General features: G+C 72.2%; 23 protein-coding genes. 6 read left to right on the forward strand and 17 right to left on the reverse strand.

Annotation, left to right across the window (positions count from 1 at the left end; all coding sequences use genetic code 11):
* Positions 1-17 precede the first annotated feature (17 nt).
* The 5 genes from DB32_RS47195 to DB32_RS27885 all read left to right on the forward strand — a co-directional run bounded on the left by DB32_RS47195 (position 18) and on the right by DB32_RS27885 (position 4,514).
* Entirely contained in the window at positions 18-404 is a 387-nt protein-coding gene (locus tag DB32_RS47195; RefSeq protein ID WP_157069471.1) for a hypothetical protein, read from the forward strand.
* Positions 405-496: 92 nt separating this feature from the next.
* Entirely contained in the window at positions 497-2,218 is a 1,722-nt protein-coding gene (locus DB32_RS27870) for a 1-acyl-sn-glycerol-3-phosphate acyltransferase (protein ID WP_169791582.1), read from the forward strand.
* 108 nt (positions 2,219-2,326) lie between these two features.
* A complete protein-coding gene (locus tag DB32_RS27875; RefSeq protein WP_075098044.1) occupies positions 2,327-3,262 on the forward strand; it encodes an NAD(P)-binding domain-containing protein in 936 nt (311 codons plus the stop codon).
* Positions 3,263-3,328: 66 nt separating this feature from the next.
* Positions 3,329-4,114 (forward strand): alpha/beta fold hydrolase, encoded by a 786-nt coding sequence (locus DB32_RS27880; protein ID WP_053238981.1) that lies wholly within the window; start codon positions 3,329-3,331, stop codon positions 4,112-4,114.
* On the forward strand, positions 4,107-4,514 hold the full coding sequence (locus DB32_RS27885) for a hypothetical protein (RefSeq protein ID WP_083457855.1): 408 nt from the start codon (positions 4,107-4,109) through the stop codon (positions 4,512-4,514). Before DB32_RS27880 ends, DB32_RS27885 begins: the two co-directional genes overlap by 8 nt.
* A 7-nt stretch (positions 4,515-4,521) precedes the next feature.
* On the opposite strand, the gene DB32_RS27890 is transcribed toward DB32_RS27885, so the two are convergent.
* Entirely contained in the window at positions 4,522-5,646 is a 1,125-nt protein-coding gene (locus DB32_RS27890) for a ribonuclease D (RefSeq protein WP_053235681.1), read from the reverse strand.
* A gap of 123 nt (positions 5,647-5,769) precedes the next feature.
* Between DB32_RS27890 and DB32_RS27895 the strand changes: the two genes are divergently transcribed.
* Positions 5,770-6,216, forward strand: coding sequence for a DciA family protein (locus tag DB32_RS27895; protein WP_169791583.1), 447 nt, complete (start codon positions 5,770-5,772; stop codon positions 6,214-6,216).
* Between the two features lie 9 nt (positions 6,217-6,225).
* On the opposite strand, the gene trpB is transcribed toward DB32_RS27895, so the two are convergent.
* The 16 genes from trpB to DB32_RS27975 form a co-directional block, all read right to left on the reverse strand.
* Positions 6,226-7,419 (reverse strand): tryptophan synthase subunit beta, encoded by a 1,194-nt coding sequence (gene trpB, locus DB32_RS27900; RefSeq protein ID WP_053235683.1) that lies wholly within the window; start codon positions 7,417-7,419, stop codon positions 6,226-6,228.
* 217 nt (positions 7,420-7,636) lie between these two features.
* A complete protein-coding gene (gene trpA / locus DB32_RS27905) occupies positions 7,637-8,416 on the reverse strand; it encodes a tryptophan synthase subunit alpha (protein ID WP_053235684.1) in 780 nt (259 codons plus the stop codon).
* Positions 8,417-8,490: 74 nt separating this feature from the next.
* Positions 8,491-9,741, reverse strand: a complete 1,251-nt coding sequence (locus DB32_RS27910) for a DUF2314 domain-containing protein (RefSeq protein ID WP_053235685.1) — start codon at positions 9,739-9,741, stop codon at positions 8,491-8,493.
* An 85-nt stretch (positions 9,742-9,826) separates the two neighbouring features.
* Positions 9,827-10,510 carry a hypothetical protein gene (locus DB32_RS27915; protein WP_053235686.1) on the reverse strand — a complete coding sequence of 228 codons (684 nt, stop codon included), beginning with the start codon at positions 10,508-10,510 and terminating at the stop codon, positions 9,827-9,829.
* Positions 10,511-10,607: 97 nt separating this feature from the next.
* Positions 10,608-11,399 (reverse strand): hypothetical protein, encoded by a 792-nt coding sequence (locus tag DB32_RS27920; protein WP_053235687.1) that lies wholly within the window; start codon positions 11,397-11,399, stop codon positions 10,608-10,610.
* The gene (locus DB32_RS27925) at positions 11,396-12,688 is read right to left on the reverse strand and encodes a DUF2330 domain-containing protein (RefSeq protein ID WP_053235688.1); all 1,293 of its coding nucleotides are present in this window, start codon (positions 12,686-12,688) and stop codon (positions 11,396-11,398) included. The genes DB32_RS27920 and DB32_RS27925 overlap by 4 nt, the downstream gene beginning before the upstream one ends.
* 110 nt (positions 12,689-12,798) lie before the next feature.
* On the reverse strand, positions 12,799-13,416 hold the full coding sequence (locus DB32_RS27930; RefSeq protein WP_169791584.1) for a phosphoribosylanthranilate isomerase: 618 nt from the start codon (positions 13,414-13,416) through the stop codon (positions 12,799-12,801).
* Positions 13,417-13,470: 54 nt separating this feature from the next.
* Complete coding sequence (locus DB32_RS27935) at positions 13,471-13,848, reverse strand: response regulator (protein ID WP_053235690.1); 378 nt, start codon at positions 13,846-13,848, stop codon at positions 13,471-13,473.
* A gap of 81 nt (positions 13,849-13,929) precedes the next feature.
* Positions 13,930-14,814, reverse strand: coding sequence for a GAF domain-containing protein (locus DB32_RS27940; protein WP_053235691.1), 885 nt, complete (start codon positions 14,812-14,814; stop codon positions 13,930-13,932).
* A 55-nt stretch (positions 14,815-14,869) separates the two neighbouring features.
* A complete protein-coding gene (gene cheB / locus DB32_RS27945) occupies positions 14,870-15,970 on the reverse strand; it encodes a chemotaxis-specific protein-glutamate methyltransferase CheB (RefSeq protein ID WP_053235692.1) in 1,101 nt (366 codons plus the stop codon).
* Positions 15,967-16,857, reverse strand: coding sequence for a CheR family methyltransferase (locus DB32_RS27950; protein ID WP_240481260.1), 891 nt, complete (start codon positions 16,855-16,857; stop codon positions 15,967-15,969). Before DB32_RS27950 ends, cheB begins: the two co-directional genes overlap by 4 nt.
* On the reverse strand, positions 16,857-18,977 hold the full coding sequence (locus DB32_RS27955) for a HEAT repeat domain-containing protein (protein WP_053235693.1): 2,121 nt from the start codon (positions 18,975-18,977) through the stop codon (positions 16,857-16,859). Before DB32_RS27955 ends, DB32_RS27950 begins: the two co-directional genes overlap by 1 nt.
* Complete coding sequence (locus DB32_RS27960) at positions 18,974-19,474, reverse strand: chemotaxis protein CheW (protein WP_075097648.1); 501 nt, start codon at positions 19,472-19,474, stop codon at positions 18,974-18,976. The genes DB32_RS27955 and DB32_RS27960 overlap by 4 nt, the downstream gene beginning before the upstream one ends.
* 2 nt (positions 19,475-19,476) lie before the next feature.
* Positions 19,477-20,052 carry a chemotaxis protein CheW gene (locus DB32_RS27965; protein ID WP_053235694.1) on the reverse strand — a complete coding sequence of 192 codons (576 nt, stop codon included), beginning with the start codon at positions 20,050-20,052 and terminating at the stop codon, positions 19,477-19,479.
* Positions 20,049-22,169, reverse strand: coding sequence for a chemotaxis protein CheA (locus DB32_RS27970; protein ID WP_053235695.1), 2,121 nt, complete (start codon positions 22,167-22,169; stop codon positions 20,049-20,051). Before DB32_RS27970 ends, DB32_RS27965 begins: the two co-directional genes overlap by 4 nt.
* Positions 22,166-22,561 carry a response regulator gene (locus DB32_RS27975; RefSeq protein ID WP_053235696.1) on the reverse strand — a complete coding sequence of 132 codons (396 nt, stop codon included), beginning with the start codon at positions 22,559-22,561 and terminating at the stop codon, positions 22,166-22,168. Before DB32_RS27975 ends, DB32_RS27970 begins: the two co-directional genes overlap by 4 nt.
* Positions 22,562-22,634 lie beyond the last annotated feature (73 nt).

Genomic DNA, 22,634 nt, shown 5'->3' on the forward strand with positions numbered 1-22,634 from the left:
CGCGTATGAACGCGCGCATGACGCTCCCAGCGGGATCATGCGGTGCTTGTGGAGTCGCGATCGACGTCGCGACCGCGGAGCTCGACGACCAGGGCCGGCCCGTGTGCCGCGGCTGCGTCGATCGAGCGGACCTGAGGGCCGGCCAGGCGCGCTCGACAGCGGCCATCTCGGGCGCCGCGTCGAGCGCCGCGCTGCTCGCGTTCGTCTCGTGCTTCGCGGGCCTGTACACGGCAGTCCCGGCGGTCTTCGTCGGCGCGGGCGCGCTCGTGGCGGCGCGCACGTCCGACCGGATGACGCCCGGCAGCGTCGCGACGTGGGTCTACGTCGCCGCGGGCTTCGGCCTGATCGTGGGGCTCCTGCGTGTCCTCGGGCTGGTCGCGATGATGCTCGCGATCGCGAGCTGACGCGCGAGATCGTCGCAAGGCGCCCGGGCCCGCGTATGATGCGCCCGTCCGCGCCACGCTCTCCGGGCGCGACGAGCGGAGGAGTCGACGTCGTGGCGAAGAGCCCCGTGCGCACGGTGAAGCACCTTCTGACCCGGCCGATCCGGCTTCCACGGCTCACGCCCTACGTTCCAGCGCCGGACGATCCGACGATCTTCTGGTTCAACAGCGAGCGCGACGACATCATCCGCGAGGTCACGCGCCGCTGCGTCGAGCGTCACGTGCACGAGCAGCGCCCGCTCGAGTACGTGCTCAACGAGGTCGCGCACGAAGAGGTGAAGCGGCTCGAGTCGCAGCGCGACGACGAGGCGCGCGACTCGCTCGGCTTCTGGCGCGGCACGATGCGCCGCGTCGGCCGCATGAGCGAGAGCGAGAAGAAGGAGACGCTCCGGCTCATCTGCGAGCGCATGGCGTGGGACATCGCGGGCAACTTCGATCCGCGCATCTACCAGTTCGCCACGCGCGCGGTGCCGCCGCTGCTCACCGGCGTGATGAAGCCGTCGGCGCTGCCCGAGGATCTCATGACGATGGCGAGCGGCACGCACGTCGTCGACGAGATGCTGCGCACCGAGGGCGACATCGATCGCCTGAAGCGCCTCGCGAAGCGCGGCACGCTGGTGTTCGTCCCGACGCACTCGTCGAACCTCGACTCGATCGCGCTCGGGTACGCGCTGATGCGCGAGGGACTCCCGCCCGTCGTGTACGGCGCGGGCAAGAACCTCTTCACGAACCCGATCATCAGCTTCTTCATGCACAACCTCGGCGCGTACCGCGTGGATCGCCGCATCCGCGCGGCGCTCTACAAGGACGTGCTGAAGACGTACTCGTGCGTGATGATCGAGCGCGGGTACCACTCGCTCTTCTTCCCGGGCGGCACGCGCAGCCGCTCGGGGATGCTCGAGCGCAAGCTGAAGCTCGGCCTCGCGGGCACCGCGATCGAGGCGTTCTCGCGCAACCGCGTGCGCGGCATCGCGCGGCCCGTGTTCTTCGTGCCGACGACGATCAACTACGGGCTCGTGCTCGAGGCCGAGACGCTCGTCGAGGACTGGCTGAAGGAAGCCGGCAAGGCGCGCTACATCATCGAGGACGACGAGTTCTCGCAGCTCGATCGCTGGCTCGCGTTCTTCCGGCGCGTCGCGCAGATGGAGAGCGCGTGCGTGATCCGCTTCGGGCGCCCGCTCGATCCGTTCGGCAACGCGGTCGACGACGACGGTGGCTCGCTGACGCCCGACGGGCGCGTGATCGATCCCGGCACCTACGTGCAGTTCCGCGGCGTGCCCACGATCGAGCCGCGGCGCGACGCCGAGTACACGCGCGAGATGGGGCAGGTGCTGGTCGGCGAGTTCGAGCGCGACACCGTGCTGATGTCGACGCAGATCGTCGCGCACGCGCTGTTCCGGCGGCTCGTGCGCGCGACGCCGGGGGTCGATCTGTTCGGTCGGCTGCGCCATCGCGGCGAGGTCACCGTGCGTCGCGACGATCTCGCGCGCGAGGTCGGGCAGATGCGCGAGCGGCTGCGTGATCTCGCGTCGCGCGGCGAGGTGCACCTCAGCGAGCTCGCGGATCGCGGGGACGCGACGACGCTGATCGATCGCGTGTTCGCCGCGTGGAACGGCTACCACCGGCGCACGATCGTGATCGAGCACGACGGGCAGATCACCGCCGAGGACCCGACGATGTTGCTCTACTACCAGAACCGCCTCGTGCCCTACGCGGAGCGCGTCGCGGGCGAAGGCGATCTCGCGGCGGCGCGGGAGATCGCTCGGCTGGGCTGATTCCCCCGGGGGCTCCGCCCCCGTACCCCGGCCGCAGCGCGTGGCGCTGCGATGCGCTTCGCGCTCGCGCCGAACGGTGCACGTGACTGGCTCGCTTGGAGGAGATCGATGAGCACGCCCATCGGAGTGATCGGAGGAGGCGGCTTCGGCGTCGGGCTCGCGCGCGCGATCGCGCGCAACGGGCGGACCGCGACGCTGTGGAGCCGGCGCGACGGCGAGGTCGGCGAGCGCATCGAGCCGACGCGCGATATCGCCGCGCTCGGGCGCTGCGAGCTGATCTTCGTGTCGGTGCCCTCGATGCACGTCGCGAAGGTCGCGGAGCAGCTCGGCAGGCACCTCGACGGGCGGCACCTGCTCGTGCACGTCAGCCGCGGTCTCGTCGGCGAGGAGCTGCGCACGGTGAGCCGCGTGCTGCGCGAGCTGACGCCGGCGCGTCGCGTGGGATGCCTCGCGGGGCCGATCTCTGCGAAGTCGATCGCGGAGGGTGTGCCCGGAGGCGGCATCGTGGGCACCGGCTTCCCCGAGGTCGCGGACGCGCTGCGCGAAGCGATCGCGGGACCGACGCTGCGCCTCTATCAGACCGAGGACGTCGTCGGCGTCGAGGTGAGCGCGGCGCTCGTCGGGCTCCTCGCGCTCGCGATCGGCTACGCGCAGGAGATGGGGATCAACCCAGCGGCGCTCGCGATCCTCGCGACGCGCGGGATGGTCGAGACCGCGCGCATCGGCGTGTCGCTGGGCGCCGACGATCGCACGTTCGCGGGCGTCGCGGGCTACGGCGATCTGATCGCGGCGGTCGCGGGCGACGAGCGCCCCGAGCTCGAGCTCGGGCGCGCGCTGGGACGCGGGCTGACCCTGCAGCAGGCGGGCGAGCACGCGGGCGCGTACATCGAGGGCGTGACCATCGCGCGACGCGTGCAGCGCCACGCGATGCGCCGCGGGATCGAGGTGCCGATCATCGAGGCGCTCGCGGACGCGCTCGACGGCAAGCTCACGCCGACCGGCGTCATCGAGCGGCTGATGTCGCGTCGCTCGAAGCGCGAGTAAACGCTGGCCTACCAGGGCCGCGTTCGGTGACAATGATCCCCTTCGTTCTCGATGGGGGAAGTCACGATGCGGGTACGAACGAGCGACGGTCACGAGCTCTCGGTGCGGACGATCGGCGAAGGGCGCCTGCCCGTGCTGTTCGTGCACGGGTGGATGGTCTCGAGCAGCGTCTGGGACGAGATGCTCGAGGCGATGCAGCCGCGCGACCAGCGGTGGATCCTCCCGGATCTGCGAGGCACGGGCGCGTCCGATCGACCCTCGCAGGGGCACGGGATCGAGCAGCACGCCGAGGATCTGATCGCGGTCGCGGATGCGGTGGGCGCATCGCGGTTCGCGATCGTCGGGCACAGCATGGGCGGTCAGCTCGCCCAGCTCCTCGCGGCGCGCCACCCCGATCGCGTGCTCGGCGTGGTGCTGCTCTCGCCGGTGCCCGCGTCGGGCATCCCGCTCCCGCCCGAGGTGGTCGAGCTCTTCTCGACGTGCGCCGGCGACCGCGCAAAGCAGACGGGCATCCTCGGCGCGGCGTGCAAGGACCTCTCGGAGGCGAGCCGCGAGCGCCTGCTCGAGCACTCCCTCCAGACGAGCGACGCCGCGATCCGCGAAGGCTTCGACTCGTGGCGCGCCGGTGGCTTCGCGCACGAGCTCGCCGCCGTGCGCGCGCCGGTGCTCTGCGTCGCGTGCGACGATCCGTTCCTGCCGCCGGAGTTCCTGCGCGCGACGGTCGTGGATCCGATCGCGCGCGGCACCCTCGTGCACCTTCCGGGGCCGGGGCACTACCTGCCGAACGAGCGCCCGCGCGAGACCGCGGCGATCGTCGCAGCGTTCCTCGCCGCGCTGCCGACCGATGCCTGACGAGCGCGCGCGCTGGTCGATCCGCTTCACGCCGGTGCCCGCCGACGGCACGCCGGTGATCGTGGAGGCGCGCTTTCGCGACGTGGTCCTGCAGGACGACGCGGACGTCGACGAGTGGACCCGGCGCGTCGACGTGGACCTCGCGCGGTTCGGCGGCGGGATCGATCTGCTGATCGATCTCTCGGGGCTGCGCGTGCTCCCGGCCGCGAGCCGGCGCTTCGGCGAGATGCGCGCGCGCATCCTCGCCAAGCACGCGCGGCAGTCGGTTCGCTACGGCGCGGACCGCTGGACCGCGACGAGCGTCAACACGAGCCGCGTGCTGCACGGCGCCGACGCGAACATCTACGCGACGCGCGAGGCCGCGCTCGCGGCGCTGATCGAGGCGCGACGCGCCCTCTAGCGGATGGTCAAGCTCCCTTGACGATCTGGATCACCACGCGCCCGTAGCGCTCGACGCGGCACGCACCGAAGCCGGGGACGTCGAGGAGCTCGCGCTCGTCGCTGGGCGCGCGCCCCGCGAGATCGCGGAGGCAGTGCCCCGGCAGCACGACCTGCACGTTCACGCCGCGCGCGTCGGCCTCGGCCTTGCGCCACGTCGTGAGCGCCGTCTCGATGCGCTTGCGACGCTCGCGCTGCTCGAAGGGCGGCGCAGGAGGACGCAGCAGATCGAGCTCGTCGCGCGGCACCTCGCGCGCGTCGAGGCCGCGCGCGACCGCTTCGAGGATCGCGGGCGCGAGCTCGGGCCGCTTCGCGAGCGCGTGGATCGCGTCGAGCGCCGCGCGATCGCGCGGCATCTTGCGCGCGATCACGATCAGCACCGGGTTCGGCAGCACGCGGAACGGCGGCACGTCCTCGTCCTGCGCGATGCGCTCGCGCAGCGCCGCGATCTCGCGCAGCACCGCGCGCTGCGCGCCGGTGCGCAGATCGCCGGCGCCCTTCACGCGCAGCCACGCGGGCCCGGGCTCTTCCTCGGGCTCGGCGTTCGCGCTCGCGGCCCACGCCGACTCCACGCGCACCTCCTCGAGGATCTCCGCGTCGGCGCAGCGCTCGCGCAGCAGCGACGCGAGCGGGAGCAGGTGCCGCACGTCTTGCTCGAGGTACGCGCGCTCCGCGTCGTCGAGCGGGCGCTTGCCCCAGTCCGCCTGCTGCAGGTCCTTGCCGATCGACACGCCGAGGTGCTTGCCGAGCAGCGACGAGAGCCCCGTCGAGAGCTCGCCGAGGAAGCGCGCCGCGACCGCGGTGTCGAACACGTTCGCGAGCGGCAGCCCCTCGCGCGCGAGGAGGCGCGCGTCGAACGCGCAGTCGTGCAGCACCTTCTCCGGCCCTGCCGCGCCGAGGATCGGCGCGAGCGCGCGACGATCGACGATCGCGAGCGTGTCGATCAGCGCGACGCCCTGCGGGTGCGCGATCTGCATCGTGCAGAGGCGCGTGCGGTAGCGATAGAGGCCATCGCCCTCGGTGTCGAGACCGATCGCCGGCGCGGCGGCGAGCGCGCGCGCGAGGCGCTCGAGCTCTTCGGGACGATCGATCATCGACCGAGCGTATCGCACCGCGGTGCTACGCTCGCTGCGATTTCCGCGATGCAGAGCCGCACCCGACGACGACGCAGAGGTCCTCAGCACGGCGTCGCGAGTCTCGCCGAGCTCGTGCCGCGCGTGTACCCGTCGAACGAGCCCGACGAGCTGCGGCTGGTGCGCGCGATCGCGTGGTGGGAGCGCCACGTGCCGCCGCGCGTGTCGCGCAACGCGCGGCCCGCGAAGCTGTATCGCGGCACGCTGATGATCCACGCGGTGACGAGCGCGTGGTCGCAGGAGATCTCGATGCTCCTGCCGGGGTGGATGCAGGCGCTCTCGCGCGCGGTGCCGGGCATCGATCCGACGAAGGTGCGCATCAAGGTCGGCCCGCTCCCGCCGAAGCCGCCGAGCAAGCCGGTGCCGCCGCCGATCGCGCCGCTCTCGCTGACCGATCTGCCCGATCAGGTCGCGGCGTCGCTGATCACGATCGCCGACGATCAGGTGCGCGACGCCGTCGCGAAGGCCGCCGCGCAGTCGCTCGCGCCGCGCGGTCCGCGCGCGCCGACGCGACGGACCGGTCGCGGATGAGCCGCGGGCTCAGTGCGACGTGCCGCGCGCCGCGAGCGCGTCGCGCACCGTGTTCAGATCCTTGTCGCCGCGGCCGCTCAGCGATACGACGATGCGCGCGTCCTTGCCGAGCTGCTTCGCGATCGGGTGCAGCGCCGCGATCGCGTGGCTGCTCTCGAGCGCGGGCAGGATGCCCTCGGTGCGCGCGAGCAGCTGGAACCCGGCGAGCGCCTCTTCGTCGTCGACGCTCACGTACTGCGCGCGCCCGGTGTCGCGCAGCCACGCGTGCTCGGGCCCGACGCCCGGATAGTCGAGGCCCGCGCTGATCGAGTGCGCCTCGACGATCTGTCCGTCGTCGTCCTGCAGCACGTAGGTGCGCATGCCGTGGAGCACGCCGGGCTTGCCCGCGGTGAGCGTCGCGGCGTGCTTGCCGCTCGCGATCCCGTGCCCCGCGGCCTCGACGCCGAAGAGCTTCACGCTCGGATCGTCGACGAATCCCGCGAAGATGCCCATCGCGTTCGAGCCGCCGCCGACCGCGGCCACCACCGCGTCGGGCAGCACGTTCTCGTCGGCGAGGATCTGCGCGCGCGCTTCGTCGCCGATCACGCGCTGGAAGTCGCGCACGATCGAGGGATACGGATGCGGCCCCGCGACCGAGCCCACGCAGTAGTACGTGGTCGCGACGTTCGTGACCCAGTCGCGCATCGCCTCGTTCATCGCGTCCTTGAGCGTCGCGCTGCCGCTCGTGACCGGGACGACCTTCGCGCCGAGCAGCTCCATGCGCTGCACGTTGGGCGACTGACGGCGTACGTCCTCGGCGCCCATGAACACCTCGCAGCGCAGGCCGAGCAGCGCGCACGCGGTCGCGGTCGCGACGCCGTGCTGTCCCGCGCCGGTCTCCGCGATGACGCGCGGCTTGCCCATCCGCTTGGCGAGGAGGACCTGACCGACGGTGTTGTTCACCTTGTGAGCGCCGGTGTGGCAGAGGTCCTCGCGCTTCAGCCACACGCGCGCGCCGACCTCGCGCGAGAGGTTCTCGGCGAAGAAGAGCGGCGTCGGTCGGCCCACCCAGCGCGCGAGGAGCTCGAGCCGGCGCGCCTCGAACGCCGCGTCGGCGCGCGCGGCGGCGTAGGCGCTCTCGAGGTCGTCCAGCGCGGGGATCAGGGTCTCGGCGACGAAGCGGCCGCCGAAGGGACCGAAACGACCGGGCAGCGACGTGGACATGTGGAGCGACGTTCTAGAGGCCCGGTGCGGGAGCGTCGAGGTGCCGCATGGCCCACATCGACGGGCCGGAGCGAGGTATCGACCGGGTCGATGGCTCGTCAGGGAGGCATCGATGGCGTCGATGAAACGGCGGAGCACGTACACGTGCACGTCTCACGAGAACGAGAACGTGTACGGAGGCGCTGCTCGGCCGCGGTCCGGGGCTCGACGCGGGAAGTCAGCCGAGCGTGCTGCGAAGAGAGCGGACGAGCTCGCTCGCGCCGGCGACGCCTCGCTCGGCGATCGCGGTCACCAGCGCGCTGCCGACGACGATGCCGTCGACGTGGGGCGCCGCGCGGCGCGCGTCGTCGGCGGTCTTGATGCCGAAGCCGAGCGCGACCTTGTGGCCCGTCGCGGTGCGCACCTCGGCCGCGCGCTTCGCGGCGACCTCGAGATCCGCGTGCCCTGCGCCCGTCACGCCCGCGACCGAGATGACGTAGACGAACGACGTCGCGACCTCCGCGGCGCGCGCGACGCGCGCGGGCGTGCTCGTCGGCGCGACCAGCGGCACCCAGTCGAGCCCGAGCGCGACCACGTGATCGCGCAGCGCCGGCGCCTCCTCGGGCGGGAGATCGACGACGAGGAATCCGTCGGCGCCCGCGTCCTTCGCCTCGCGCGCGACCTTCGCCTCGCCGCGCGCCGCGAGCGGGTTGTAGTAACCGAAGAGCAGGATCGGGACGCTCGTCCGCGCACGCGCCGCGCGCACCGCATCGAGCACGCCCGAGAGCGTCGTGCCCGCGCGCAGCGCGCGCTCGCTCGCGCGCTGGATCACCGGACCGTCGGCGGTGGGATCACTGAACGGCACGCCGAGCTCGATCACGTCGGCGCCGGCCTCGGCGATCGCGACGATCAGATCGGGCGTGGACGCGAGGTCGGGATCGCCGGCGCAGAGATACGTGATCAGCGCGGGCCGCTTCTCCGCGGCAGCACGCTCGAAGGCCTGGGCGATGCGCGACATGCGGCGAGGTTGGGGGCTCACGCGTGCAGGCGCAAGCGTTGGATCGCGGCGTTGCGACGGCTTGGAGCGGCCGCTCAGGCGCCGCTCACCTTGCTCGTGAAGCCACCCTCGATGACGCCGCCCGCACCCGCGAGCATCCAGTCGTACACGTCGCCTTCGGCGATCGACACGCTCACGCCCGCGCGCAGATCGATGCGGTTCGTCGAGTGGTTCGCGAGGCGCCCCTCGATGCGATCACCACGCCACGACGTGACCGCGATCCACATGTACTCGCGGCCGCCCTTCCGGTCGTCGAAGCCGTGCTTCACGTAGAGCGCCTCGTGCACGTCGAGGCCCGCGGAGAAGCGCTCGCGCGCGCGCGGGAGCGTCGCGACCGCCTCGCGATGCGCGGCCTCCATCGCGTCCGCGTCGTACGCGCCGCCCATCGTCTTCGGCGCACCGAGCAGCGCGTCGAGCGCGCGCGACGCCCACACGTCGTCGCGCACACCGGGCGGCGCGACGAGCTCGAGGAAGGGCTCGTGCTGTCCCGCGGGCGCGAGGCGCAGCCCGATCGATGCGCCGCGACCGCGATCGTTCGGCGCCGACTGGCCGCGCGCGCGCGCGAGGTGGCCGTGATCGATCGTGATCGTCTCACCGAGCGTCACGCGCTCGAGCTTGCCGCGCTTGTCGATCGCCTCGCGCTCGAGCGACTCCACGATCGCCTGCGCGACGGCGTTGACGAGCTGGAGCACGGGTCGCTCGGTGCCCGGCGTGATCGCGCGCATCGAGAGGTTCGGCAGGCCGTACGAGGGCATGCCGAGCGTCGTCATCCAGCCGAGCCCGTCGTCGCCGCGCGAGACCGGCAGGATGAGATCGCGCGTCGCGACGAAGCGCGGCTGCGCGTCGACCGGCCGATCGACGTCGCTCGAAGGCAGCGCGCGCCGTCGATCGACGTCGAGGATCACGCCGTCGTGCAGGCTCGCGACGGCGCGCGAGCCCGCGAGCGCGAGCGCCGATCCCGGGAAGCCGGGGAGGATCGGCAGCGTGACCGCGACGATCGCGGCGTGCGACGCGCGCGCGATGCGCGCGATCTCGTCCTCGCCGGTGCCGAGGTAGCGCATCATCTCGAGCGGCGGCGCGGGGAGCGCGCGCGCGGGCTGCACGTCGACGGTCAACAGCTCGGGCCGCGCGATCAACATCCGCGCGATGCCGCCGATCGGCTCGGCGAGCGAGCCGAGCTCCTGCTCGACGTGCGCCCGGAGCGAGCGCGCGTCGGGTGGAGCGCCCGGCCCGAGATAGATCGCGAAGAGGTTGCGCAGCAGCGGCTCGACCGGGATCGTCGGCATGCGCCCAGCTTACTCGCGCGCGCCCGGAACCGAAGCGGAGCGAGCGCGCCATCGCCGAGCGGGAACGCCCGGACCGTGACGCAGATCAGGTCCGCGGCTCGAGCCCGTGCTGCACGAACGTCGCCGTCGCAGCGCGCAGCGCTTCGCGCTCGGGCGTGGGCTGCGTCCACCGCGACCAGCGCGCGCCGAGCGTCGCGTGCAGCACGCCGTAGGCGATCGTGAGCCGCAGCGTGATCGGAGCCGCGACCAGCGCGCGACGGAGCGCGTGCGTCGGCGCGGCGAGCCAGTGATCCTCGTCGATCGCGACCTCGTGGAACTCTTCGCGCCGCTCGGCCGCACTGACGCGCAGGACACGCAGCGAGGGATCGAAGATCCGCACCGCGCACGACTCGATCCACAGCTCCGTCCAGCGCTGCACGTGCGCCGGATCGACGGGGCATGGCCGGGTGAGCGCGGCGAGCCACGGCGCGAGCTCGCGCCGCGAGATGCGCGCGACGTCGTCGACGTGCTCGCCGACGTACATGCGTGGCGCGACCACGTCGGGGCGCGCGGCGCGCAGCAGCACGCCCCCGCGCACGAAGTGCTGCTCGGGCTCGCTCCACGCCTCGTCGGCGTGAGTGCACGCGGAGCGCGCTTCGACGCTCAGCGGGACGAACACCGAGGAGAGCGACTCGAGCACGGCGATCGCGGTCTCGTCGAACGCGCTCGGTCGCACGTCGGGCGCGGACCACGACGAGATCTCGCCGAACGCGAGGTGCTCGGCATCCATCAGACGCGCACCGCGCGCACGGATGCTCGCTCCCTCGCGCCGGGTGCGCGCTCGATCGTCCGCACGGGGCGATCCCACTCGCGCGAGCGCGACGCGCTCATCGCCAGAAGCGCGGGAAGAACCGGAGGCCGAGCGACACGACGACGTCGTCGCCCGGCAGGAACACCTGGACCGAGACGCGCCCGTCGGCGATCACCCCGTGCACGTTGCGACCGCTCCACCCGATGAAGCCGCCCGCCTGTGCGAGCCACGGTGGGCCGCTCGTGACCGCATCGTCGAGCCATCCCGCGCTCCCGAGCACGCCGAAGAAGAACGTCTCGAGCGGCGCGACCGTGATCGACACCGGCGCTTCGACGAGCGGGACCACCTGCCTCCAGAAGAGCAGATCGAGATCGATCGACGCGTCGATGCGCAGCCACGACGCCGCGCGGATCGCGATGGGAACGCCGACGCGCAGCGCGGTGTCACCGTCGGTCATCGCCGGGATCGTGAGCACGGCGGACACGCCGACGTCGATCACGGGATCGTGGATCCAGCGCGCGAGCACGTGCACCGACGGATCGTCGAGCACGCCCCACGACGCGCCGATCTGCACGTCGTCGTGCACGCCGACGTGGAGCGCGGTCGGCACGCCGCGCCGCGGGAACGGGATCGCGAAGAAGCGATACCAGATCAGCTGATCGATGCGCGCCATGCCCTCGGGAAGCGTGAGCGGGCGCGCGGCGACGCCGGGGAAGCGCGCGGCCTCGCGCTCGGCGAGCTCGGGATCGAGCACCGGCTGCGTGATCGCGACGGGATTGCCCAGCGACGCGGCGGGCTCGTCGTCGGCGCGTGCGAGCGACGGCGCGAGCAGCAGCGCCGCGACGAACGCCGCACGCACGAGGCTCACGCGCGACGCCTGCGCAGAGCGATCGCGACGGCCGCGACGCTCGCGAGCGCGAGCACACCGCGCGCACCGGCGCCGGGCATGCTCGTGCTGCAGCGCAGCCGATCGCCGCGCCCACGACCGCTCGTTCCGGGCTCGACGCCCGGGTGCGCGCAGAACGTGGGGCACTCGGGCTCGTCGGGTCGGTTCCGCTCGCGCGTCACCATCACGCGCGTCTCCGCGAGGTCCTCGCGGTCCGACATGCGCAGCTGCAGATCGACGCCGAGCTCGCTGACTGGGAGGCGGGTGCGCATGCGCGTGAGGTACGGGTCGGCGACCGAGCGCGTGACCACCATCCAGTCCGCCGCGGCGCTCGTCGGCTCGCTGCCGTCGGGCGGGAAGCTCTGGTACGCGCCGATCGAGGCCGACGCGATCGCCGCGTACTCGGTCACCCAGTTCGTGCCCACGCCCTCGCCCGCGAAGAGCGCGTCCTCGTAGCGCGCGTCGTAGTCGAACGTGAGCGTCGCCCAGTCGAACGACACCGCGGCGCGATCGACCTCGGCGTTGCCGAAGTTCGCCGCCTCGATGCGGCTCTCGGCGAACACGAAGAGCTCGAGCTCGACCGACACCTCGACGCCCGCCGCGACCATGCGCAGCGGGAACGTCGTCGACAGCCCGGGCACGGTCACGCGCACCGGCACCATGCGCTGCACGTTCGCGCTCGGGCTGAGGCGCAGCACGACGAAGTTCATGCCGAGATCGACGTAGTGCGTGATCGTCGGGAGCATCGCGTCGGGCACCTGGTAGCGGTTCTCGCGCAGCCAGGTCACGAGCGCGTCGGGATCTTCGGAGCCGATGGTCGCGGTCGCGTACGGGCCCACGACGCCTTCGTGGTGCACGGTGACCGAGCCGTCGCCGCCGAGCTCGCGTCCCGGCGCGCTGTCGGCCGACGCGAAGATCGTGTCTCCGCACGGGTCGCCGCACGACGTGCGCGGCGGCGGAGGCGCGACGAGCGTGATCGTGGTGTGCGCGACGAGCGACTCGAAGAACGCGTTGTCGGCGATCTCGACCGTCGACGTGCCGGCGATCGGGAGGACCCACACGAAGTCCGCCGGGTCTCCGTCGTACGCGATCTGATCCCAGAGCGTCGTCTGCGTCGTGCCGAGCGCGACCGCCATGCGATGCCCGGTGACCGGCGATGGATTGCCCTCGGGCGGGTGGAAGCAGCCGCCGCACGCCCGCGCGACGTCGGGCGCGAAGAGCGGTGTCAGCGCGGCGCAGACGGCGGTCGCGACGAAGAGCGGTCGGAGCATGAATCCCCCTCTACGGCGCGGAGCGGCACAGACCTCCGCGCGCTCGCGCATGCGCAGCACGCGTCGTGCCGGCACCAGCGTACGACGAAGACGTCGGCTCGCGCGAGGGCTCAGCGCGACGCGTTTCGCACCGCGCGCACGAACGCTTCGACCTTCGCAGGATCCTTCACGCCCGGCGCGCGCTCGACACCGCTCGCGCTGTCGACGCCCATCGGCCGCGCGACGCGGATCGCCTCGACGACGTTCTCGGCCGTCAGCCCGCCCGCGAGCCAGAGCGGACGAGCGCGCGCGACGCGCGACGCGAGCGACCAGTCCGCCACCACGCCGGTGCCGCCCTTCTCTCCCGGCACGCTCGCGTCGAGCAGCACCTCGATCCCCGGCGCGCCCATCGCGATGCGGAAGCCCTCGTCGCCCTGCGCGCGCACCGCCTGGTACGCCCAGGGCAGCAGCGCGCGCGTGAACGTCGCGTCCTCGTCGCCGTGCAGCTGCACCCAACGGATGCCGGTCGACTCGCGGATGTCGGCGATCTCGGCGCGCGTCGCGTCCACGACGATCGCGACCACGCGCGCACGATCCTTCGCGCGCCGCACGATCTCGCGCGCGACCGCGTGCTCCACACGTCGCTTGCTACGCGCCCAGAAGTTGAGCCCGATCGCGTCGACCCCGAGCGCGAGCGCGTGCTCCGCATCCTCGAGCCGAGTGATCCCGCAGATCTTGATCGCCGTCATGGTCTCGCCGCGATGGCCGACCGCCATCATCGGGAAGACGGACAGCCTGACGGATCACTCGAGCTTGAGCAGCTCTTTGACCTTCTGGATCACCTGCGGCGCTTGGATTGGCTTGGTGATGTAGGCGTTCGCGCCGAGCGCCATCGCGCGCTGCCGGTCCTCGGTCGAGCCCTCGGTCGTGATGATGATGATCGGCACGTTCGCGTGCTGCGCGTCCGAGCGGATCCGCTTCACGAGCTTGAGCCCGTCCATGATCGGCATGTTGATGTCCGTCAGGATCAGGTCGTAGCGGTTCGACGCGAGCTTCCGGAGCGCATCGACGCCGTCCTCCGCCTCCGTCACGGCGACACGCTTCACGCGGGCCAGCGCGAAGACGAGGAGCTGCCTCATCATGGGCGAGTCCTCGACGACGAGACACGAGAAATCAGCCATCCGTCATCCTCGATCCGACAAGAAGAGCCCGCATACCTTCGGCCGCCTCGGCCAACGTGAGCGACGCGTCGTGGCTCGACATCACTCACCCGCGGGCGGTGCCGAGGACTGCCCGACCTGCGGCGCCGAGAGGTGCCGCTCGATGCCGTCCAGCGCGGTCCGCGGATCGGACTGGCTGGCGTACTGGTTCGCCGCGATGAGCGCAGTGCCACCGTGCGAGCCGAGGAAGTCGAAGAGCGCGTGGTCCACCGCGGCCCAGCGCTCCTTCTGCGCGAGCACCGAGACCACGACGATCACGCCGACGCACACGCCGCGCACCATCATCGGCACGATCGCGAGCGGCTCCTCGAGGGTGCCCGGCGGGAGCGGCTCGTCGTCGCGGATGCGCGCGATGCCCGTCATCATCGCGATGCCGATCGGGCCCTCGCCGACGACCACCGAGCCGAGCTCGCCGAGGTTCTCGCTCAGCAGCGGCCACGCGCGCTCGCCGTTGCGCTCCATCAGGAAGATCGCGTAGCGCTCGCCGCCCATGAGCTGCTGGAGCAGCTCGGACAGGTGCTTCACCACGCCGCGCACCGAGAGCGTCGCGTGGAGGTGGCTGCTCGCGATGTAGAGGTTCGCGAGATCGTGCAGCTCCTGCTCGATCTCGAACGTGCGCACCTCGTTCTGCTTCGTGCGCTCGTCGAGCTCGTCGCTCTTCGCGAGCAGCGCGCGCCGCTCCGCCTCGAGCTGCTCGATCTTCCGGAGCAGATCGCGGATCGCGTCGTCGCTCGCGACCTGCGCGCGCAGGCGCGCGTTCTCCTCGCGCGTGCGCTGCAGCTGCTCGCGCACCTCACGGTTCTCTTCGAGGAGAGACTCCGTGACCTCCACGCCCTTCCGCAGGAACTGCCGCACGAACGCCTCGCGCTCCCGCGTCAGATCGGCGGGGTGCTCGCTCGTTCGTCGCTCCCGTTCGTCCTCGCTCATTCCGTCCTCACGACGGTATCAGATCGTGCGTGCGCGATGCCATCGTGACGATGCATCAAGCGCCGCGTCGCTCCCCACATGCGCGCAGGATCGCATCGGCGATCCCGTGCAGCGGCACACTGCGATCGACGACACCGGCACGCTCGGCCGAGCCCGGCATGCCCCAGATCGCCGCCGTCTCCTGGCTCTCGGCGATCACGATGCCGCCCGCCTTCTTGATCGCCTCGGCGCCGCGCGTGCCGTCGTCGCCCATGCCGGTGAGGATGACGCCGACGCAGCGCGGCCCGTACACGTTCGCCGCGCTCTTGAAGAGGCGATCGACGCTCGGCACGTAGCGGTCGTCGGGCGCGGGACCGAGCGCCTGCGCGTACGTGGTGCCCGCCTTGTGCTGGACCTCGACGCAGCGCCCGCCGGGGCACACCAGCGCGCGCCCGGCGCGCAGCGGCTCGCGCTCCTCGAGCTCCGCGACGCGGATCCCGCCGAGCCGCTCGAGGCGGTCGGCGAACGTCTTCGTGAAGCGCTCGGGCATGTGCTGCGCGATCACGACGGTGGAGCCGAAGTCGCTGGGCAGGCGCGAGAACACCTCGACGAGCGCAGGCGGTCCGCCGGTCGACGAGCCGATCACGACGACGCGTCGCGGGGTCGGATCCTCGGGCGCGGGGCGCGCGCCGTCCGCGCGCGGAAGCCGGATCAGCTGGGTCGCGGTGTCGTTGCGCGCGGGCGGCTGGATCGCTCCGTGGTCGAGCGGCTTCAGCATGCGCACCATCGCGACCTTCTCTTCGAGCTCGCGGCGGATCGTGCCGAGCTCGGTGGAGACGGTCGGGCTCGGCTTCACGATGAAGTCGAGCGCGCCGAGCTCGAGCGCCTTGAACACGTCGGCCTTCGCGCCGCGCCCCGAGACCACGAGGATCGGCGTCGGCTGCCGCGCCATCACGAGGCGCAGGAACGTGAAGCCGTCCATCTTCGGCATCTCGAGATCGAGCGTGACGAGATCGGGCCGGAGCTGGAGCACGAGGCGCAGCGCCTCTTCGCCGTCGGCGGCCTTGCCGACCACGTCGACGCCCGGGATCGCGGCGAGCAGATCGCCGATCGTGCGCCGGTTGAACGCGCTGTCGTCGACGACGAGCACGCGCAGCGTGCGGGCCTCGGCCGTCATCGTTCGCCTCCGTCTCGACGCGCTCGCGCGCTGCCCTCGAGCGGGCGCCGATAGACCATGTCGGAGCTCAGGTGCGCGAGCTCGAACGCGGTCGAGACGTGGAGCAGCGATTCGCTGTGGCCGAGCAGGAGATGGCCTCCCGGATGGAGCCTCTCGTAGAAGGTGTCGATCACCTTCTTGCGCGAGGCCGTGTCGAAGTAGATGAGCACGTTCCTGCAGAAGATCGCGTCGACGCGACCGAGCAATGTCGTCTTGTCGCCGTCGAGCAGGTTGAGGTGTCCGAACTGGCACATGGCGCGGATGCGCGGGATGACGCGCATGCCGCCGTCTTCCTCGACGAAGAACTCGGCGTACTCGGGCGGCATGGCGCGGAAGCTGGAGGGCGGATACACGGCGCGGCGCGCGGTCGCGAGCACGCGACGCGAGATGTCGTTGCCGAAGACGCGCACGTCCCACCCGTCGAAGAGCCCGCTGCGCGCGACGAGGATCGCGAGCGTGTAGACCTCTTCGCCGGTCGAGCAGCCCGCGCTCCACAGCATGATGCGCTTGGTGCCGCGCGAGAGCGCCTGCTCGTAGATCGAGGGCAGGAGATCGTTGCGGAACGCGCGGAGCTGATACTCCTCGCGGAAGAAGTACGTCTCGTTCGTGACGAGCGCCTCGACCGCGTCCTCGAGCTCGGCCGGCGCGCTCGGGTGGTAGCGGAGGTGGTGGTAGTACGCGGTGAAGTCCGGGAGATCGAGCGCGCGCAGGCGATCGCGCAGCCGACGCTCGAACACGAACATCGACGCGTCGTCGAAGTGCATCCCCGAGTAGCGGTTCACGAGATCGCGGAGGAGTCGGAACTCCTCGATCTTCAGCTTCGGGCCGCTGTCGAAGAGGATCGACACTAGGCCCCCGCGCCTCCGGCCTTCGCGGGATCGAGCGCGTCGTCGATCGCGGCGCGCACGAGGTCGTCGGTCTCGATCGCACGGCGCGCGCGCAGGTGCGAGAGCGCGCCCTCGCTGCCGATCGCGCCGAGCAGCGCGGCGGCGAGGCGGCGCACGTCCCACGCGGGGTGCGAGAGGCCGATCGCGAGGCGCGCCTCGCGGCGGTCGCGAATCTTCTCGGCGACGACGCGCAGGCCTTCCTTCACGACCTCCTGGTCGGGATGCCCGAGCACGTCGACGAGGAGCTCCTCGAGATCCGGCTCGCTCGCGGGCTCCGCGCCGCCGAGCGCGCGCAGCGACGAGAGCGCGGCGAGCGCGACGCCCGGGCCGGGATCGCGCAGCAGATCGCGCAGGCGACCGCGCACCTCGGGATCACCGAGCGCGCCGATCGCGCGCGCCGCCGCGGCACGCACCGCGGGGCTCTCGTCGCGCAGCGCGACCGGCAGCGTCGCTGCGGCGATCGCGCGCGCCGAGACGTGACGCATGCGCGCGAGCACCGACACCGCGGCGACCTGCACGTCGACGTCTTCGTCGGCGAGCGCCATCGATGCGACCTCGGCGGCCTCCGCGGAGTCGACGCGATCGAGCGCGAGCAGCGCAGCACGCCGCGCGGATGCCTCGCCCGATGCGATCGCGGCGCGCAGCTTCTCGAGCGCGACCTCGGGCGCGAGCGCGGCGACCGCCTCGGACCACGCGTCAGCGCGATCGGGCGACGCGTCGTCGAGCGCGATCTCGACGGAGTGCGGAGCCGAGTGCGAGAGCGCCTCGAGCGCGGTGCTCGTCGCGCGCGCGACCGCGCCGCCGCGCGTCGATCCGAGCTTCACGAGCGTGGGCGCGTCGCCGGGCTCGGCCCAGATCGAGAGTGCGCGCGCCGCCGCCTGCACCACGACCTCGTCGCGCGCGTCGAGCGCTGCGCGCAGCGCGGCGTGCACCTCACGACCGAGCTCGGGATCGGGCGCGCGCTCGTCGTCGCCCGGCGCGGCCTCGAGCGGCATCGTCGCGAGCTCGGCCGCGGCCTCGAGCGCCCACGCGCGCGCGGGCGGATCGAGCGCGGGCTCGATCGAGAGCAGCGGGCGCACCGCTTCCGCACCGAAGGCGCGCAGCGCCGCGAGCGCCGCGGGGCCGAGCTCGGCGCGCGCCGCGAGCGCCGAGATCGCGGGCAATGCCTGCACGTCGCGCGCGAGCAGCAGCAGCGTCGCCGCGGCGCGCTGTGCCGGGAGCTCTTCCTCGGTGTTGCCGGTGTCGGTCGCGATCGGCTGGCGCAGCAGCGCGCGATCCGCGCCCGAGAGCCGTCGCGCCTCGCGCGCGATCGACGCCGCCGCGCGCTCGTCGGCCTCGTGGAGCGCGATCAGCGCGAGCGCGATCTCCGCGACCTCGGCGATGCCGGTCGCTGCGCCGAGCGTCGCGACGAGCGGCGCGACCGCGTCGGGATCGCAGCTGCGTCCCAGCAAGCGCAGCGCGAAGCGACGGACCAACGGATCGGTCACCATCGGCGCGAGCAGCGAGACCGGCGCGCGCGCGCCGAGCGCCGCGAGCCCCTCGAGCGCGGCGAGGCGCACGACCCAGTCGCTCGCCTCGAGCTGCTTGCGGAGCGCGTCCTCCGCGCCGTCCCCGCCGATGCGCGCGAGCGACTCGAGCGCGACGGTCGCGGTGTTCGGATCGGGATCCCCCGCGAGCCGCGCGAGCGCGGGCACGACCTGCTCGCCGGCGCCCGCCATCGCGGCGACGACGAACTTGCGCGCGGTCGCGGTCGCGCGCTCGAGCGCGTCGATCAGCGCCGTCGCGGCGCGCGGTCCGATGCGTACGAACGCCTCGATCGCCGCGTTCCGCAGGCCGACCTCGTCGGGCTGCAGCAGCGCCTCCGACAGACGCTCGACGACGCGCGCGTCACCGGACAGCGCGACCGCCGCGCTCGCGGCTTCCTTGCGCACGCGCCAGTCGGGATCGGCGAGCGCTGCCATCAGGCGCTCCGGCGCGTCGGGGCCCGGACGCTCGCCGAGCGCGCGCGCGGCGAGCCGCCGCGCCTCGGCGGCCTCGCTCTCGTCGTCCCATCGCGACTGCGGCGGCGGCGCGCTGGTCATGCTCGACCTCGCATCTCGAACGCGGCCTCGACGTCGACGAGCTCGGCCGCAGCGCCGATGCGATCGACGTCGAGCACGAACACGAGCGTGCCGCGATGACCGAACACCGCGACGATGCCGCGCGCCTGATCGCCCATGCCGATCGCCGGCACCGCGCGCTGGTCTTCTTCGCCGGCCGCGAACACCTCGGACACCGCGTCGACGATCAGACCGACGGTGCGCCCGGGCAGCGTCACGAGCAGCCACTTCGTGCGTCGCGACTCCGTCGACGCAGGCAGCCCGAAGCGACGCCGCACGTCGAGCACCGGCACCACCTCGCCGCGATGATCCGCGACGCCGACGACCGCGGGCGGCGGGTGCGGCAGCGAGACCAGCGGCAGCGGGCGGATGATCTCCTTCACGCGCTGGATGTCGATCGCGTAGTGCACGTCGCCGATCAAGAACCCGACGAGGTTCTTGTCGCGATCGCTTCCCCTGCGTCGCACTTCGCGCGCCACGCTCACCTCCGCAGCAGCGGATCGGGATCGAGCAGCACGATCACCTCCGCCTCGCCGGAATCGCCCTTCGTATCCGAAGCGCCGACCACGCCGCGCACCGCGTCGCGACGACGCGGCCGCCCGAGCCCCAGCACGTGCTCGGGCAGATCCGCCGCGACCACGCTCGACGCCTCGATCTCGTCCTCACGGAGCCGCACGACGTGCAGCACCGTGTCGACGACGAGCCCGAGCGTCTCGTCCGATCCCGCGACGAGCAGGATGCGCGTGTGACGCGTCGGCTCGACCGAGGGCTGACCGAGCCGACGACGCAGATCGAGCACCGTCGTGATGCGACCGCGCACCGAGAGGATCCCGAGCACGTCGTGCGACGCGCGCGGCACCTCGGTGATCGCGACCATCTTGAGGATCTCCTGCACGCTCGCGAGCGGGAGCCCCATGCGCGCGCTGCCGAGCGTGAACACGAGGAACTCGGTGATCACCTCCGCGGTCGCCGCGCTGCGGATCCGATCGGTCCGCGGCCCGCGCAGGTTCGCGGGCATCATCGAGCCCTGCTGCTTCACCAGCGGCCCGTTGCTCATGCCGCCACCCCGCGACGATCCCCGCTCGCGAGGACCTCTTCGAGGATCGAGGGCGCGTCGAGCACGAGCACCACGCGCTGATCACCGAGGTCGGTCGCGCCCGAGAAGCCACGCACGTTGTGGAGGCTCTTCCCGAGCGGCTTCGTGATGATGTCCTGCTGTCCCTCGAGCGCGTCGACGACGAGCCCGAGGCGTCGGTTGCCGAGCGCCGTGACGACGACGAACGAGCGCGCGCCCGTCGGCTCGCCCGCGATCCCGAAGAGCGACGCGAGGCGCACGATCGGAAGGCTCTGCCCGCGCAGCGTGATCACCTCGTGATCCTCGACGAGGCGCACCGCGGTCTCGTCGAGGAAGAGCGCCTCCTGCACGACGTTGAGCGGGATCGCGAACGTCTGCGCGCGCACGCGCAGCACCAGCGCGCTGAGGATCGCGAGCGTGATCGGGAGCGTCAGCGTGAACTTCGTGCCGATGCCGACCTGGCTGTGCACGTCGATCACGCCGCCGAGGCGCCCGATGTTCGTCTTCACGACGTCCATCCCGACGCCGCGCCCCGAGAGATCCGTGACCTCGGCCGCGGTGCTGAAGCCCGGCAGGAAGATGAGCTGCCGCAGCTCCTCGGCGCTCATGTCCTGTCCCGTCTCCGCGGTGAGCAGACCGCGCGAGACCGCGTGCGAGAGGATGCGCGCGGGATCGATCCCCGCGCCGTCGTCCTCGATCTCGATGACGACGTGGCTGCCCTTCTGGTACGCGTTCAGCGCGAGCGTGCCGGTCTCCGGCTTGCCGATCGCGAGGCGCGCTTCCGCGCGCTCGATGCCGTGATCGACCGCGTTGCGGATGATGTGCAGCAGCGGATCGGTCAGCTCCTCGACGATGAGCTTGTCGATCTCGGTCTCGGCGCCCGTGACGACGAGCCGCACGTCCTTGCCGTGCTCGCGCGCGACCTGACGCACCGCGCGCCCGAGCCGATCGAACGTCTGTCCGAGCGGCACCATGCGCACGTCGAGGATGCCCTCCTGCATCCCCGCGAGCTGACGCTCGAACGCGCGATGGATGCGGTGCAGCTCCGACGCGAGCGGGCGCATGTCCGCGCGCTGCCGCAGCCGCTCCACGATGCGCCCGACCGCGCTCTTCACGATGCCGAGCTCGCCCACCAGGTTCATCAGGTGATCGAGCTTCTCGATGTCGACGCGGACGGTCTTCGCGACCGTGCGCACCGCGAGCGCGTCGGCGCCGAGGTTCGCGTCCTTCGCGGGCACGACCGAGGGCGGTCGCACCACCGCCGCGCCCGGCTCCTTCATCGCCGCCGCGTCGTCGTCGCCCTCGCGCGTCGTCGGCGCAGGCGGCGGCACGGTGCGACCGGGATCGCGCCGCGTCACCGGCTCGATCGTCACGTCGGGCCCGCCGATCGCGTCGCGCAATTCCGCGACCGGCGTGCGGCTCGCCATGAGCACCTCGAGATCGATCGCGTCGTCGCTGCCGCCCTCCATCGACGGCAGGTACGTGATGATCTCCGCCCACGGCTTGACGCGCTGCTTGAGCTCCTCGAGGTCGCTGTCGATGGACGAGAGCGAGAAGCGCACGCGCAGTCGATAGAGCGGCACGCTCTGCTCGACGTTCGATCGCAGCCGGTGCTCCTCGTACTCCGTGAGCACGGTGAGCACGCCGGGATCGAGATCGTACCCGCCGAGCGCGTCGAGCCGCGGAGGCTGGCTCTGCAGCCCCATGAGCATCTGCAGCGAGCGACGGAACGTCGCGAGGTCCACCTCGCTCGCGGGATCCGCGTTGCGCCGCGCCGCGCCGAGCAGGCGCTGCAGCACCTCGACGCCCTCGAACATCACGTCGAGGGCCTCTTGCGAGAGCGGGATCTTCCCGAGCCGCAGCTGATCGAGCAGGTCCTCGAGCTCGTGCGCGAGCTCGCTCAGCGCGACGTGCCCGAACATGCCCGCGATGCCCTTCAGCGTGTGCACGCCGCGGAACACCGAGTTCACGAGATCGGGATCGGGCTTGCCTTCCTTCTGCCCGTGATCGAGCAGGAGGAGATCGCGCGACAGCGACTCGATGATCTCCTGCGACTCCGCGAGGAACTCCTCGCGGATCCGTTCGACCTCGTCGCTCACGGCGCCTCGCTGCTGCTCCGGCGCGCGAGCACGCGACGCACGGTCTCGACGAGCTGCTCGGGCGTGAACGGCTTCGCGAGCCACGTGTCCGCGCCGAGCGCGATGCCGCGCTCGCGATCGCGCGCCGACGCCTCGCTGCTGATCACGACGACCGGCACCTGGTGATGCTGCGGGCTCGCGCGGATCAGCTTGATGACTTCGAGCCCGTGGATGTCGGGCATGTTGATGTCGACGAGCGCGAGGTCGAAGCGATCACGCGGCAGGAGACGCAGCGCCTCGAAGCCGCTCGCGGCCTCGGTGACGTGCTTGGTGATCCCCTGTGCCTCCAACGTCGCGCGGACGAATGCGCGCATGGCGCTGGAGTCCTCCACGATCAGCACGCGCTCGAGCATCGGGGCCGATCCTACCGAAATCGCATCGGTCTCGGCCAGTATGACGAGAGGCTTTCGTGCGAGAGCGCGATCG

The sequence above is a fragment of the Sandaracinus amylolyticus genome (assembly GCF_000737325.1).
In the GTDB taxonomy this organism is placed as follows: domain Bacteria; phylum Myxococcota_A; class Polyangia; order Polyangiales; family Sandaracinaceae; genus Sandaracinus; species Sandaracinus amylolyticus.

What these genes read in the sequence shown, in the direction of transcription:
- DB32_RS47195 (WP_157069471.1), top strand. Translation starts at nt 18, where the DNA reads ATGACGCTCCCAGCGGGATCATGCGGTGCTTGTGGAGTCGCGATCGAC.
- DB32_RS27875 (WP_075098044.1), top strand. Translation starts at nt 2,327, where the DNA reads ATGAGCACGCCCATCGGAGTGATCGGAGGAGGCGGCTTCGGCGTCGGG.
- DB32_RS27880 (WP_053238981.1), top strand. Translation starts at nt 3,329, where the DNA reads ATGCGGGTACGAACGAGCGACGGTCACGAGCTCTCGGTGCGGACGATC.
- DB32_RS27885 (WP_083457855.1), top strand. Translation starts at nt 4,107, where the DNA reads ATGCCTGACGAGCGCGCGCGCTGGTCGATCCGCTTCACGCCGGTGCCC.
- DB32_RS27890 (WP_053235681.1), bottom strand. Translation starts at nt 5,646, where the DNA reads ATGATCGATCGTCCCGAAGAGCTCGAGCGCCTCGCGCGCGCGCTCGCC.
- trpB (WP_053235683.1), bottom strand. Translation starts at nt 7,419, where the DNA reads ATGTCCACGTCGCTGCCCGGTCGTTTCGGTCCCTTCGGCGGCCGCTTC.
- trpA (WP_053235684.1), bottom strand. Translation starts at nt 8,416, where the DNA reads ATGTCGCGCATCGCCCAGGCCTTCGAGCGTGCTGCCGCGGAGAAGCGG.
- DB32_RS27910 (WP_053235685.1), bottom strand. Translation starts at nt 9,741, where the DNA reads ATGCCGACGATCCCGGTCGAGCCGCTGCTGCGCAACCTCTTCGCGATC.
- DB32_RS27915 (WP_053235686.1), bottom strand. Translation starts at nt 10,510, where the DNA reads ATGGATGCCGAGCACCTCGCGTTCGGCGAGATCTCGTCGTGGTCCGCG.
- DB32_RS27925 (WP_053235688.1), bottom strand. Translation starts at nt 12,688, where the DNA reads ATGCTCCGACCGCTCTTCGTCGCGACCGCCGTCTGCGCCGCGCTGACA.
- DB32_RS27930 (WP_169791584.1), bottom strand. Translation starts at nt 13,416, where the DNA reads ATGACGGCGATCAAGATCTGCGGGATCACTCGGCTCGAGGATGCGGAG.
- DB32_RS27935 (WP_053235690.1), bottom strand. Translation starts at nt 13,848, where the DNA reads ATGGCTGATTTCTCGTGTCTCGTCGTCGAGGACTCGCCCATGATGAGG.
- DB32_RS27940 (WP_053235691.1), bottom strand. Translation starts at nt 14,814, where the DNA reads ATGAGCGAGGACGAACGGGAGCGACGAACGAGCGAGCACCCCGCCGAT.
- cheB (WP_053235692.1), bottom strand. Translation starts at nt 15,970, where the DNA reads ATGACGGCCGAGGCCCGCACGCTGCGCGTGCTCGTCGTCGACGACAGC.
- DB32_RS27955 (WP_053235693.1), bottom strand. Translation starts at nt 18,977, where the DNA reads ATGACCAGCGCGCCGCCGCCGCAGTCGCGATGGGACGACGAGAGCGAG.
- DB32_RS27965 (WP_053235694.1), bottom strand. Translation starts at nt 20,052, where the DNA reads ATGAGCAACGGGCCGCTGGTGAAGCAGCAGGGCTCGATGATGCCCGCG.
- DB32_RS27975 (WP_053235696.1), bottom strand. Translation starts at nt 22,561, where the DNA reads ATGCTCGAGCGCGTGCTGATCGTGGAGGACTCCAGCGCCATGCGCGCA.